At 61.6% G+C, this 13,819-nt stretch carries 11 protein-coding genes; 6 read left to right on the top strand and 5 right to left on the bottom strand.

Annotated elements, in window-relative coordinates; all coding sequences use genetic code 11:
- Positions 1–108: 108 nt before the first annotated feature.
- On the bottom strand, positions 109–2,193 hold the full coding sequence (locus tag NKJ32_RS22925) for an ABC transporter substrate-binding protein (protein WP_352828994.1): 2,085 nt from the start codon (positions 2,191–2,193) through the stop codon (positions 109–111).
- A gap of 118 nt (positions 2,194–2,311) precedes the next feature.
- Positions 2,312–3,778, bottom strand: a complete 1,467-nt coding sequence (locus tag NKJ32_RS22920) for an alpha-glucosidase/alpha-galactosidase (RefSeq protein ID WP_352449637.1) — start codon at positions 3,776–3,778, stop codon at positions 2,312–2,314.
- 199 nt (positions 3,779–3,977) lie between these two features.
- Here NKJ32_RS22920 and NKJ32_RS22915 point away from each other — a divergent pair, with 199 nt between their 5' ends.
- The 6 genes from NKJ32_RS22915 to NKJ32_RS22890 all read left to right on the top strand — a co-directional run bounded on the left by NKJ32_RS22915 (position 3,978) and on the right by NKJ32_RS22890 (position 9,191).
- On the top strand, positions 3,978–4,853 hold the full coding sequence (locus tag NKJ32_RS22915; RefSeq protein ID WP_502897782.1) for an AraC family ligand binding domain-containing protein: 876 nt from the start codon (positions 3,978–3,980) through the stop codon (positions 4,851–4,853).
- 369 nt (positions 4,854–5,222) lie between these two features.
- Complete coding sequence (locus NKJ32_RS22910) at positions 5,223–5,357, top strand: hypothetical protein (protein WP_352472518.1); 135 nt, start codon at positions 5,223–5,225, stop codon at positions 5,355–5,357.
- A complete protein-coding gene (locus tag NKJ32_RS22905; protein ID WP_352569048.1) occupies positions 5,354–5,791 on the top strand; it encodes a CBS domain-containing protein in 438 nt (145 codons plus the stop codon). Before NKJ32_RS22910 ends, NKJ32_RS22905 begins: the two co-directional genes overlap by 4 nt.
- A gap of 114 nt (positions 5,792–5,905) precedes the next feature.
- Entirely contained in the window at positions 5,906–6,832 is a 927-nt protein-coding gene (locus NKJ32_RS22900; protein WP_352756627.1) for an NADP-dependent oxidoreductase, read from the top strand.
- A gap of 359 nt (positions 6,833–7,191) precedes the next feature.
- Positions 7,192–8,883 (top strand): FAD-dependent oxidoreductase, encoded by a 1,692-nt coding sequence (locus NKJ32_RS22895; RefSeq protein WP_031211893.1) that lies wholly within the window; start codon positions 7,192–7,194, stop codon positions 8,881–8,883.
- Positions 8,880–9,191, top strand: a complete 312-nt coding sequence (locus tag NKJ32_RS22890; RefSeq protein WP_036238601.1) for a UBP-type zinc finger domain-containing protein — start codon at positions 8,880–8,882, stop codon at positions 9,189–9,191. The genes NKJ32_RS22895 and NKJ32_RS22890 overlap by 4 nt, the downstream gene beginning before the upstream one ends.
- A 219-nt stretch (positions 9,192–9,410) precedes the next feature.
- On the opposite strand, the gene NKJ32_RS22885 is transcribed toward NKJ32_RS22890, so the two are convergent.
- The 3 genes from NKJ32_RS22885 to NKJ32_RS22875 all read right to left on the bottom strand — a co-directional run bounded on the left by NKJ32_RS22885 (position 9,411) and on the right by NKJ32_RS22875 (position 13,724).
- Positions 9,411–10,580: a GNAT family N-acetyltransferase gene (locus tag NKJ32_RS22885; RefSeq protein ID WP_023677168.1), complete on the bottom strand. Its 1,170-nt coding sequence runs from the start codon at positions 10,578–10,580 to the stop codon at positions 9,411–9,413.
- On the bottom strand, positions 10,577–11,572 hold the full coding sequence (locus tag NKJ32_RS22880) for a sterol desaturase family protein (protein WP_023677167.1): 996 nt from the start codon (positions 11,570–11,572) through the stop codon (positions 10,577–10,579). Before NKJ32_RS22880 ends, NKJ32_RS22885 begins: the two co-directional genes overlap by 4 nt.
- Before the next feature lie 223 nt (positions 11,573–11,795).
- The gene (locus tag NKJ32_RS22875; protein ID WP_031211889.1) at positions 11,796–13,724 is read right to left on the bottom strand and encodes a heparinase II/III family protein; all 1,929 of its coding nucleotides are present in this window, start codon (positions 13,722–13,724) and stop codon (positions 11,796–11,798) included.
- Between the last annotated feature and the right edge of the window lie 95 nt (positions 13,725–13,819).

Below are 13,819 nucleotides of genomic sequence, written 5' to 3'. Positions count from 1 at the left end.
GGGCCTGCTTTCTGGTCGTGTGTGTTGTTCTTTGTGGGTTTTGTTGTGGGTTCTGCGCCCCCGCCCCACTCGCGCGCCCCCGGGAGTTCTCAGTCAGGGGAGGTAAACCTAGTTCATCGGGCCCTTGTCTCCGGGCTTGCCGGGAAGCTCTTCGGGGAACAGCTCGTATTTGGCCTGCTTGTCGGCAGCGACAAAGACCCGCTCGCGGACAATCGAATCCTCGGCCCAGTTGAACATGAAGATCGGCGTGCCCTGCGGGATGTTGGAGAAGCGTTTGTTGATGATCAGCGCGCCGGGATATTCCGTCAGGCCGACATTGTAGACGTGCTCGGTCGAGATCTTCTGGAACTCTCTCATCAGGCTGGCGCGCTCGTCATTGTCCGCGGACGAGACAAATTTGTTGACGATGTCGACGAGGTCCTTCTCGAAAGGCATCATATCGACCTCGCCGTTTTCCGGCGCACGATGGTCCCAACTGGTTCGTGGACCGACCGGGGCCAGTTGATCGGTATTCTGGACGACGGAAGTCAGCTCCTGATCGTTGCGCCGTACCAGCCAGTCGAAGCGGCCGGAGTATTGCGAGGCATCGCGCTGGGTGCCGTTGAGTCCGTTGAGCACGATCCGAAGCCCTAGCTTTTCCATCTGGGCGACTACACCTTCGGCAAGGCTCTTGTCGGTAGTGTAGTCGTTGTTGACGAGCATCACGATCTCGACATTCTTGCCGCCGGCGGTACCTGCAGGAAAATTGACGAAGCCGTCGCCGTCCGTGTCTTTCAGGCCTGCCTTGGCGAGTTCCGCCTTGGCGCCTTCGAGATCGAAGGGGTAGTAGACCGTCGACTTCCGGTCGTAGAAGCTCGTGCCCGAGGATAAGCCGCCCGGATAGATGGCAGTGAACGGACCCTTGACCAGCGAGTCGCCGAGCGCCTTGCGGTTCAGCGCCATGGTGACGCCCTTGCGGAAATCCTCGTTGCGGTTCAGCTCGCGTATCGCCTGTCCGCGCTCGTCGGGGTTGCCCCAGCCATTGGCTGAGAAATTCATGCGCAGATTATAGCCGATCAGCCGCGCGCCGAACGCAAGCCGTGCCGGTGCGTCCTTTTGCGCCGCGCGCTTCAGCGAGGCAACGAAGTTCTCCGGCTGCTCCAGATTGGAGAAGTCGCCGGCTCCCGCGACGGCCTGAACGTCGCGGTCGGCCCAGGTCGACAATTTGTAGTGCAGTTCATTGAGATACGGCAGTTGGTTGCCCTTCTCGTCGACCTTCCAATAGTACGGATTGCGACGCATGACGATGATGTCGTCGGGGCGGTATGCCACCGGCACCCAGGCACCCATCACCGGCATGTTCATATATTCCGGCGGGAACGCGTTCTTGAACTGCTCGTAGGTGTTCTTCGAATATTTCGGATGCTGCGGCTTGAGGATATGCGACGGGCCCGGACAGAAGGTGCCGGAAGCCATGGCGTAAAGGTATTGTTTCGGAAAGGCGTCCTTGAACGTCCACTCGACGGTGTAGTCGTCGATTTTCTTCAACGTCGTGCCGACGCCGAAGGTCTCCTGCGTCGCGCCGTTCAGCGGCGACACATTGGGGTCGATCACCTCGTCGTCCCAATAGAACATCACATCGTCGGCGTTGAATGGAACGCCGTCCGACCATTTCGCGCCCTCGACCAGATGCATCGTCAGCGTGTGGCCGTCCTTGGACCAGTCCCAACTCCTGGCGAGGTTCGGCAGCGGCTCCGTGTCCTTGGCCTCGACCTGGAAAAGCGGCGCGGTGCGCGTCAGGCATTCGGAAAGGCCGATGTCGATGCCGCCCCAGCCTTGCGTCTGGCCGGCGCCATAATTCCAGCCTTCCGGCCGGCCGCCGATGACATGGCGCATCGTATCGCCGTAAACGCCGATGCCATCCGGCATGTTGCCGGTCTTGAAGACCAGCGGCTCCTTAGGCAAACGGTCCTTGACCGGCGGCAGCTTGCCCGCCTTGACGTATTTCTCGGTGACCCAATCCGGTTCGTGATATTCCGGCAGTGCCTTGAATTCCAGGATGGAGTCGCGCGCGACGTATTTGATCTTTCCCTCGGCGGGGAATTGCGCGGGCACCGGCGGCACGGTCGGCTCGGATGCATACGCGTTCAGCGCCGAGGCCGAGACGCTAAGCGCCAGCCCGGCGAGAATGCCAATGTTTCGAAAATTCCTCATCGTCTCTCCTCCCTGTTTGTTCAGGAGCGCGTTGACGCGCTCCATTTCTCCTCGAACGAATGTACAGACGGGTGCGGAAAATTCTCCCGAAAGCTCGCCGCGATCCACCCGGTGAAATTCACACGGCCTGCTTGAGAGCCGTTTTTTCCGCACGCAATTCCTCGATCGAACGGACGTCGCGCCTTGCCGCACCGGCCCATTCGCGGGTCTTGATCCTGGATTTCGAAAGCCGTTCCTTCGCGGCCGGCACCGCATCGGCATATTGCGGCAGCCAGCGAGCCTGGGCGACGACCATTTCGTCCACCATTTGCCAAACCTCTTCCGGCGTCGAAACCGCGCCGACCAGCGGGTCGTGCAGGACCGCGAGCTTCAGCAGGTCGATATCGCCGGAGATCGCCGCATGAACCGACATGCGCTGGACGTTGATGGAGGAAATGCAAGTGGCGGCGCAGGCCTCCGGCAGCGTGATGCCGGAGGCCATGTTGATACCGAAGCGGTCGACGAAGCCGGGCGACTCGACGATCGCGTCCTGCGGCAGGTTGGTGATGATGCCGTTGTTCTTGACGTTGAAATGGCCGCGATAAACGCGGTTCGTCTCCAGCGCCTCGAGAATGTGGCTGGCATGCTCGTTGGAGCGCTTGGCGGGGTCTATCGGCCTGGCGGCGGATTCCAGAAATTGCGGGAACTCCGTTTCGAACCAGTTGCGTGTTTCGGTCGAATAACGAAGGTAGCCGCCGGTCTCGCCGTGGATCCAGTCGGACATGTCGATCCAGCGGGTGATTTCGTCCGGCCGCTTGCGATACCAGGGCAGGTATTCGGAAAGATGGCCGTTGCTTTCGGTCGAATAGACGCCGAAGCGCTTCAGGACATCGATGCGCAGCTTTTCCTGCTGCGAATAGACCGGATGCGCCTCGAAGGCGGCAACCAGCTCGTCCTTACCGATCTTGCGGCCGTTGAGACGCAGGTCGATGAACCAGGTCTGGTGATTGATGCCGGAGCAGACGTAGTCGAGCTCGGTGCGCGACTTGGCGCCGAGCACTTCGGCGATCTGGTCGGCGCCATGCTGGACGCCGTGGCAGAGGCCGACGGTATCGACCCTGCCATATTCGATCGCCGCCCAGGTGTTCATAGCCATCGGATTGGCGTAGTTCAGGAATTTCGCCCCAGGCTCGGCGACTTCGAGGATATCCTTGCAGAAATCGAGGATTACCGGAATGTTGCGCTGGCCATAGAGGATGCCGCCGGCGCAGATCGTGTCGCCGACGCACTGGTCAATGCCATACTTCAAGGGAATGCGGATGTCGTCCGCATAGGCTTCGAGACCGCCGACGCGAACGCAGCTGATGATGTAGCGGGCACCCTCGAGGGCAGCACGGCGGTCTGTCGTTGCCGTAACCTTGGTCGGCAGCCTGTTGAATTCGACGACCCTGTCGAGGATCGACTTGATCATCTGGAGGTTGCGCTCGCTGAGATCGGTCAATGCGAATTCGACATCCCTGAATTCAGGAACGCACAAAATGTCTGTGAAGAGCTTCTTGGTGAACCCGACGCTTCCCGCACCGATGATAGCGATCTTGAAACTCATCAGCCTCACCTCGACCTGATCGAACGCTGGGGCAAAGGCGGCGAAAAGAGGCCTGGCCCGCCTGCCACGCTATGCAGGCTGGAATCCAGCATTTCCTCCCATCCGCTCTTTGACCGCGGTTTCTTTTGCTTTTCTCAAGGGATTATGCGCCTTATTCGGCACGCGACCAGAGAAGGATTATGCTTTTAGGGGTAATTTTGTGCTGCGGAACTTGATCGACATCGGGCCGGCGGGCAGGACGGTATCGCTGCCGCGCGGGCGCCAGCGCCTACACACCATGCCGACAAGCACCGGCTATGAAGTGCGCGAAAACGAGGTCTACGACTGGGATGGGCGCAAGCGCGGCCTGACGCCGTTTACCGTGCTCCAGCATACGATCAGCGGCGCCGGCCGATTGCGCTACGAGAACCGGAACTACCGCCTGCAAAAGGGCGACACTTTGCTGGTTCTCGTGCCGCACAACCACCGTTACTGGCTGGCCAAGGGCGAACGCTGGGAGTTCTTCTGGATATCGATGAACGGCGAGGAGGCACTGCGCATCCACAAGTCGATCCTTGCCGCCGTCGGTCCGGTGCTGCGGCTGCAGCCCTCGACGATCGATCATCTGGCTGATTGCAGTGTGCGCCTGATCACGGGCGCGGTCTCGCCGGGAGCCGCCTCGGCCGTCGCCTATGAAGCAGCCATGGCGCTCTACGACGATGTCTTCGGCTCGCATGCCGTCACAGACGACAAGAGCGCCATGCAGCCGGTCATCGATCACATCAGGGCCAATCTCGACAGGCCGCTCCGCGTTGCCGATCTCGCTGAGATCAGCGGCCTGAGCCGCGCGCATTTCTCGCGCTGCTTCGCCGAGAGTGAAGGTCTTCCGCCCGCCGAATTCGTGCTGCAGCAGCGACTGCAGCGCGCGGCGAAGTTGCTCACGAAGGCCGATTTCCTGCCGGTCAAGGAAGTCGCCATCATGTGCGGCTTCGAGGATGCCAATTACTTTTCGAAGGTCTTCCGCCGCCTCTACGGCATCAACCCGACGCAGTTCCGCACCAACGGAATGTATGCCAGCCTGGGAACCGCCCGATAGATTGGCACCGCGCGTGGCGTCGGAAGCGGGAACGCTTTTGCTTCCCCTTGGTTTAGGACAAGAGAGCCTGATCGCCGCTGCCGCACCCCCGCTCTTGGCGGAGATCAGGTCACAGTTGTCAGGGGAGTGACCGATGAACAATCCCGATCCGAATAACCCGAATCCACTGCCGGACAATCCCAATCCGGAGCCGGCCCGGCCGCCTGCCCCGCCGGAGACTCCGCCGGGAGAACCTCCAGGCGTACCCCCGCCCTCGCCGGATCCAATTCCGACGCCGGACCAGGAGCCGATCGGAGTTCCTCCCGGCACGCCTTCCGAAATTCCTTCGGAACCGACCTTTCCCGGGCCGACCGCCTGAAGGGCGGTCGGGTGGAGGATGGCAAGGGTGATTTCGGCGAAGCGCTCGAAACGGGTCTTGCCATGGAACGTTTTGCGCTGGCGCTCATTCACCCTTTCATCATGGAAACCGGCGGCGGGCCCTGCAACCAAGGGAGGTTAAAATGAAAGTCGGCAACTGCATGACAAAGGACGTCGAGATCGCCAGTCCGCAGCAAACCCTGCGCGATGCGGCAGAAATGATGGGTCGCCTCGACGCCGGCGCAATGCCGGTGGGCGAGAACGATCGGCTTGTCGGCATGGTAACCGATCGCGACATCGCAATCCGCGGCGTCGCCCAAGGCAAGACACCTGACGCCAAGGTACGGGAAGTGATGAGCACCGAGGTCAGGTATTGCTTCGAAGACGAAGACGCGGAGGATATTCTGCGTAACATGGCTGACCTGAAAGTGCGCCGCTTGCCGGTGCTGAACCGCGACAAGCGCCTGGTCGGCATCGTTTCGCTGGGCGACCTCGCCACCAACAGCGAGACGGCGACAGCAGGTGAAGCGCTGAGCGGCATCTCGCAACCCGGCGGCGAGCATTCGCAAACGATACACTGACGGCGCACCACCGGCCGGCCTTTGCTACGACCGAACCGCCGGCTGGATAGACGCCGGCCCTGCCGGCGAAACTGTTCAGAGCGAACTGGACTGCAACCCGACGAGGAGCAAGCCATGATTACGATGAAGGCCGTCCGAATCCACGATTTTGGTGGACCGGAGGTTCTTTCGCTGGACGCGGTTCCGTTGCCTCAGCCGCATGACGACGAGGTCACGCTCAAGGTCTACGCGGCAAGCGTCAATCCCGTCGACTACAAGGTTCGCGAGGGCTCTTCGGGCGCGGATCTGCCCGTCACGCTCGGCCGCGACGTATCCGGCGTGGTGGAACTGTGCGGCACGCGGGCCCATACGCTGAAGAAGGGCGATCCGCTATATGCCATGCTCGGCAACGACCGCGGCGGCAACGCCGAATATGTCGTCGTCAAGGCAACGGAGGCGGCGGCGAAGCCGCAACGCTTAAGCCACGCCGAAGCCGCCGCCGTGCCACTTGCGGGCCTTACCGCGTGGCAAGGCCTTTTCGATCACGGCGGCCTCAAATCCGGGCAGCGGGTCCTTATCCATGGCGGCGCCGGCGGCGTCGGTCATCTGGCGGTGCAGTTCGCAAAGGCCGCGGGCGCGTTTGTCGCGACGACCGTGTCCGCGCAGGATTTCGATTTCGTCCGCGCGCTTGGCGCCGACCAGGCGATCGATTACAAGAACCAGCGCTTCGAGGAGCTTGTCGAGGACGTCGACCTCGTCTTCGACCTGGTAGCGGGTGAAACACAGGACCGCTCGTGGGACGTGCTCAAGCCCGGCGGGACGCTCGTCTCAACGCTTTCCGAGCCGTCGGCGGAGAAGGCCCGCCTGCATCGGGCTCGCGGCGTTTCCTATTTGACCAAGCCGAACGCGGCGCAGCTTGCCGAGATCAGCCGCCTCATCGACGCCGGGAAGGTCAGGCCATTCGTGCAGGCAATCTATCCTCTTGAGGAAGTCGCCAGGGCCGAGGAACAGCTCGAGAAGCAGCATACGCGCGGCAAGATTGTGCTTCAGGTAGCTGCCTGAGCACTCGCCGAACAACAGGCCGCAGGCCAGTTTGCGGAGTGCTCGGACACAGGCCGTTTTCTGCTGTCCAGAAGCCCGGCGGCCGAGAGTTTGACACAGGACGGCCCGCCGGGCCTGGCCGGCTTAGGCAGGTGCCGGCTGAAGCAGCATGCGCCGGGTTTGCCGGGATGCACAAATCAAACAAATCAAGGAGATGCAACGGATTTTGAGGCACGTCGCGACGACATCGTCGCACGGCCGCCGTCAGTTAACTGCGAAGCGAAGGACACAGCGTTTACCGACAGGCGGGCTAGGTTCCTACCGGCCGCAAGCCGCAAAAACCGCTTCAAACTGTCGGAAACCGGCGATAGGTTCGAACCATGTCTCAACCCGCCAATCCGATCTCCATTGCCCGTCGCGATCAGATGTTTCCAGTGCTGGCTGAGGCAGAACTGGACCGCATGGGCCGTTTCGGCGAAGCCGTGTCCTATGCTGCAGGCGAACAGATCGTCAAAGCCGGCGAGCTGGCGCCCGGTCTGATCGTGGTCCTGTCCGGCAAGGTGGATATCATCCAGGGCGGCAGCTTCGGCCGGCGCGAAACAATCGTCACGCACGGTGCAGGCAATTTCGTCGGCGAGTTGGCGCAGCTTTCAGCCCGACCCTCACTAGTGGATGTGGAGGCGGTCGAGCCGGTCGAGGCGCTCGTCATCCCCTCGCAAAGGCTGAGGGACCTGATGGTGCAGGAAGCAAACCTCGGCGAGCGCATCATGCGGGCGCTGATCCTGCGCCGTGTCGGCCTGCTCGAGAGCGGCACAGCCGGCCCGATCATTGTCGGACCGGTCGACAGCGGCGACGTTTTGAGGCTGCAAGGTTTTCTGGCTCGCAGCGGTCAGCCGCATCGCGTTCTCGATTCGGCTGCCGATCCCTGCGCCAGGACCCTGATCGAACGCTTCCATGTCGATATCCACCATTTGCCGATCGTGCTCTGTCCGAACGGCAAGCTGCTGCTCAATCCCGGAGAGAACGAGCTTGCCCGCTGCATCGGCCTGGTGAGGCCGATCGACGCCGGCAAGCTGTACGACGTGGCCATTGTCGGCGCCGGACCGGCCGGCCTCGCGGCGGCCGTCTACGCGGCTTCCGAAGGGTTGTCGACGATCGTGCTCGATTGCCGTGCCTTCGGCGGACAGGCGGGTGCCTCCTCGCGCATCGAGAACTACCTCGGTTTTCCGACCGGCATTTCGGGAATGGCGCTGATGGCGCGCGCTTACAACCAGGCGCAGAAATTCGGCGTCGAGATGGTGATACCGGACGAGGCGAAGCTGCTGGGCAGCGCAAGCGACACGTCCGGTGCCCACTACACGCTCGCCGTCGGCGGCGGGGAGACCGTGCGGGCACGGTCGGTGGTGATCGCCAGCGGAGCGCGCTATCGCCGCCTCGACATGGCAAACCTGGCGCAATTCGAGGGAACCTCCGTGCATTACTGGGCTTCGCCGATCGAAGCGCGGCTTTGCGCCGGGCAAGAGGTAGCCCTTGTCGGCGCCGGCAATTCGGCTGGTCAGGCTGCCGTCTACCTGGCGGCGCATGTGAAGAAGGTATGGCTGCTGGCGCGCGGCAGCAGCCTCGATGCGAGCATGTCGCGCTATCTGGTGGAGCGCGTCAGGGCACAGCCGAACATCGAAGTGCTGGCTGAGACGCAGATTGCGGCACTGGAAGGCGACGACGGCAATCTTGGCAAAGTGCGCTGGCGCAACCGCGACACCGAGACAGCACGTCCGATCCGCCACCTCTTCCTGTTCATCGGCGCCGATCCGAACACCGACTGGCTGGCGCAATGCGGCGTGGCGTTGGACGCGAAGGGCTTCGTTCGCACCGGGCCTGACATTGGCCAGGAACGTGGTGCACTGGAGACGAACCGCGGCGGGGTGTTCGCCATCGGCGACGTGCGCTCCGGCTCGATCAAGCGCGTCGCCGCTGCCGTCGGCGAAGGCGCCCAGGTGGTTGCAGCGCTGCATGCATATCTCGCGCGAAACGGCAGTCTCGCCGTGGCGCCACAACTGGTCAGGAGCGTATGATGGCAGACGAATGCAGGCACGCCGGGGACATTCGCGACGTGACACCGAGCGCGCTCGGCTGCGAGGAATGCCTGAAGAGCGGTTCGCAGTGGGTGCATCTGCGGCTCTGCCGCACATGCGGCCATGTCGGCTGCTGCGACGACTCGCCCAACCGTCATGCCACCAAGCATTTTCGGGCAACCGGCCATCCTGTCATCGAAGGCTACGATCCGCCGGAAGGTTGGGGATGGTGCTACATCGACGAAATCTTCCTCGACCTCGGCGACCGCACCACGCCGCAAAACGGTCCGATACCGCGCTTCATTTGAGCTTTTTGCGAGCGGGCCGCTACAGCAATTCCAGGAAAAGTGTGAACGGTTTTCATCCGGAATTGCGTCAAAACAAAAGATGGAGCTGTTCGGCGTTTCCGTGAAACGATGAACCATTCTAAAGCATGTCGCGCAAAAGTGCAGCGGTTTTGCGATAACGACATGTATAAAACAAGAATCTAAAGCGCGTCGCATGAGGCCGATCGAACGCGACGCGCTTTAGTCCAAGGCTGCTTCGGCTTGAGCGGGCGTATCGCGTCCCTCTGGTGGTGCCGATGACCGCTCGCGCATATGCCTGACGGTCTGGAGGACACGATCGGCAAGAAATGCAAGCGCGCCCTGTGCCGTGCGCGTCCCGATGACGGATTCCAGCGTAACCGCCTGCGTTGAGAATTTGTGTTTGAACGACTCTGCGCCACAGAGGAAATCGACCATGCTCAAGCCGTGATCGATCGACCACTGCACGTAATCCATCAACAGGATCACACCCGGCGACGCCCGGCCGAAATCCGGATCGAACGTCGTCACGAAGGCCATCATCACGTCGTGCTGGACGAAGTTGATCGACACCGCGACCATCACGCCATTGCATTCGAGGACGAAGATATGCAGCACGCCGGCGCGCGCCAACGCATCGACGAGCGCGGCGAGTACCGGCACGCCCTCTTCGAAGAGGTCTGATTCACGCATGCGCTCGGTCAGCCATTTCCGCTTCAAGGCCGCGAGGCGCTCCAGTACCGGTTGCAGCGGCTCGTCGGGCGCAAGCAGGCGAAATCTCACCTCTCCGGTTTCTTCCAGCGCCTTGATGCCGCGCCGATAGTTCTGGCGCGTCTTTTTCGACTGGTCCGCCAACCATGCCGCTCCGCTTTCCCATTGTCCGGCAACGCGATAGCTGACTTCCGTTCGGTGAAAGTGACGAAGCCTGATGCCGCCGGAAGCTCCCGGCGTGAAAATTTTGCGGGCCGCCGCATCCGGCGAGAGACGACTGATCAAGGCAAGATCGAAGCCACCTGCATCGCAGAGTTGCGTCCATAGCTCCTGCAGCGCCGATAACGAGCATTCCGGAGCAACGAGAATATCCCCATAGTCGGTATAGCTGCCGGCCGCCCATTCGAGAAACCGCAGCCCTCTGCGCCTGCCGATCGCCAGCGGAACGACAGCAACGAGTCTCTCGCCCTTCCAGACCAGGCCGATCCGCAACGCGCGCTGGTCACGGCGTTGTACGGTACTCCACCATGCCGAAATCCAGGCATGGCTTTGAAAGATCAGCCCGTCGGTACGATGCCAAAGCTCCATCCAAGCGGCTTCGACCGCAGCCAGGCGATCCGCCGAACGGACGATTTCCAGGCGCTCCGCGCCTAGGACGTCGATGGAAACAGCGGTGTTCATGAAGGAGAACTGTCCTGTGGCTGCGCGACCACATTGGGCCGTCTGTGAAACAGTCGCATGACATGCCTTGCCATCTTCTTGAGCGGCAGGATGTAGAGCCCAAAGAGCGACTGGTAATCGCGCACATCGCGATCGACCAGGCCAAATTTCAGGTCTTCATCCGGCTCCGGGACAAATTGCGTTCCGAACAGACGATCCCAGAACGAAAAAAGCAGGCCGAAATTCTTATCGTAGTGACGCGGGTCGATGCTGTGATGCACCTGGTGCCAGTGCGGACACAGGATGATGTTGTTCAACGGGCCGAACGATATCTTGAGATGCGTATGGCGAACAAAGTCCATCATCAGGATGTTGCGGATGACGTAGACGTTGATGCCGAAGATAGCGACCTCTACCGGATCGAGTGCGATCAGGCTCCAGACACCGAAGCAGATGCCCGGGATGACGCCATCCCACATACGGTTCATCAGATCGTCCAGCGGATGAACCCGGTCCTTGGTGATCCCCACCATCACTTCGGCCGAATGATGTACCTTGTGCAATTCCCACAGGAACGGGAAACGGTGCTGGGCGACGTGGTAGAGGTAGTATGAAATATCATAGGCGACCAGCATGGTTGCGGTGAAGATGACGATCGTCACCGGTCCCGCCGGGCCGCCGAGAAGCGGCGCGTGGATGTTAAGGAGCCAGCCAATTGCCTCACGTGTGCCATAGCCCACCGCGACGACGAAGGTGACGCCGGCAGGAATAAGCAGGAAAGGCATCATCGCCCGTTTCGTGATCCAGAACAGGGCGTCGGCTCGCGCCGACGGGTGCAGGATGACTTCCTGTGGGAAGGCGAAGTCGAAAAAGTCCCTGAGGGACTTATGTTCGGCAGTTCGCCAGTAGGCGATCACCGCGCTGCCCAGTGCGGTGAGGAGAAGCAGGCCGAGCGTGGTCAGATTGACGTTCGAAAGCTTTTCCACAATCGCTCTGGCAAATTCGGAAAACATTGATGCAGCGGCTCCTGGTCGTAAGTCGTAAGAAGGCGATCTGGCGAATAGCAAAGCACAAAATTCCCGCCAAACTCGCTACGCCGCCTGCAACCAGTGGCTGTTGCGGGCGCAGCGGGCAAAGCAGGCTGGATGGTGCGAGACTAGCAGATCAACGGTAACGAAACCGCTAAATGTCCAAACGTAATTAATGTCGAATACGGCTGGAACTCGCCCGGCAACTCTACGTTGGCACCGGTTTTTGCTGTTGCGGCGGGTGAATTGGGGCAAGATGGATATCGATCCCGGCTTCGCCCACTTCACCGTGCCAGGCGAGGCGTTCGGCTTGCTGCCTAGTGCCAAAACGCAGTGAAACCCAACCGCCTTGGCCCGGCATGTCACCGCCCGCGCCGATATCGAGCGCAGCATCAGGAAAGCGGATGGCCAACAGTACCTCGTCGCCGCGCAATACCGTGACCGTATCTTCGTGCCGGTCGGCATGGAGGCCGGCGGCCAGTTGGAAGACGATCTCGGACTGGCGCCTGCCGCCGAGCAGTTGGTCGGTGATGAGGATGCCATCGGCCTGGCGCGCCAAAGTGCGCTGATGCACGACGCCGAAGCGGCTTCTATAGCCGTCATGCCGGGCGCTCAGCCTCCAGTGCGGTCCCGGCTCGCTCTCCACCAGCGCTGCGACTGCCTTGTGCGACCAGTTGAAATTTCCAGCGATGGTGCTTTGGCTCTCGCCCTCGATGTTGAGCGTGTTGTGCGCCGGTGTGGAGCGGAACCAGTCGCGCCATGCGCCTCCCGAACCGTAGAGCCAGGTGCCGGGATCGACCAGCACCGGCTCATCGTCGATGCACAGGGTGAGCGACAGCGCGTCGGCATGGCCGTGCGCCGCTATCGAGAGATAGCCGAGCGGTCCATGGTCGAACGTCAGTTCGACATTGCGGCCATTCATTGCTCCGCGCCAGACGGAGAGCCCGCCTTGCGTGAATGTCTGCAAGCCATGCACCGCGGGCGCCGGGCCTGACGGCGCACCAAAGAAAAGCGAACGAAAATCGTCAGGCTCCGGCGCGTTGCCCGGCGTCCCCAGTAAGCCGTGGATGGCGGCCGCGACGGATCGGATATAGTTCGGCTCGTCGCCCAGCTTCAGCACATGGCCCTCATCGTCGTCGCCGAAGCGGGCGGCTTTCTGTGGCAGCCAGCCGACGAAATTGGCGAAGGCGCCCAGACGCGCTTCGACGGCCGAGGGAAACGGCGTTCCCGCCTGGCGTGCCGCGGCGGCGCACAGCAAGATGAGTTCGGCGCTGAAGGCTGCATAGGTCGGCGTTTGCTCGGCACCGGCGCCGTCGGCAAGAATCTGCTTGTGCGTCTCATTTAAGAGGGCGCTGCGGGCAATTTCGGATTCGGCCCCGAGCGCCAGGCAAACCAGATATTCGCCAGCCAACTCTGCGACGAGATGGTTGTTGGCGGAGGAATATCGCGACGGAAACCGCGGCAGCCAATAGGCGCTTGCCGCGAGTATCTCACCAGCTTTCCGCAGCGTCGCCGGGTCAAGCCGGTCACCGATAAGGTCCAGGGTGACGATCAGGCTGATGGCTCGCAGCGCTACTTCGATGCCGGAAGCCCAGCCAATGCCTCGGAACGGCGGATTGGCGGAATGCCAACTGCCGATTGCCGCCTCAATGGCACTCCGGGATCGATTGTCCTCGCTGAGGAGCAGGTGTGCAGCCAGTACTGGCAATTGCTGCAGCCGGTTGACCTCCCAGACATATTTTATATCGCCAAGGTCGCCGCCATCGCGAAAATCGATATCGAAAGTATGAGCCTCGGCGCCAGGCCAAAGCCTGCCGGTTACCGGATCAAGACGCCAAAGCTCAGCAGGAAACAAAAGATCGGGCTCACGCTTTGGCCATGTCCGCCCGAGTGCCGAAAACCGGCCATGAAGCATCTCTTGCGCGGCCGCCGCTATGGCCTGCCGTTGAGCGTCGGTCGCTGCCAGCGCAGCATGGCGAAATCCGGGCAGCACTGGGTGCAACTGCGGCGATGGATAGCGCTCCCACCCATCATCGCGGCGGCGCGACACGATCCTTCGACGTTGCTCGCCCAGCCGGTGCAACACCTCGGCCGGTCCCATGCTGCGCAATCGGTTGATGTACCAGCCGATTCTCATGCACGCCCCGTCAACGTTTCGGTCCTTGTATACCATGCCGTCGAAAAGCTGCGGGCCGGCAATCTTCTTTCCCGTTCGTTGCGGTTAATATCTCC

Origin of the sequence: Mesorhizobium sp. M0159, assembly GCF_040322295.1 — a bacterium.
Classification (GTDB): Bacteria; Pseudomonadota; Alphaproteobacteria; order Rhizobiales; family Rhizobiaceae; genus Mesorhizobium.
This window is presented reverse-complemented; position numbering and strand designations above follow the sequence as displayed.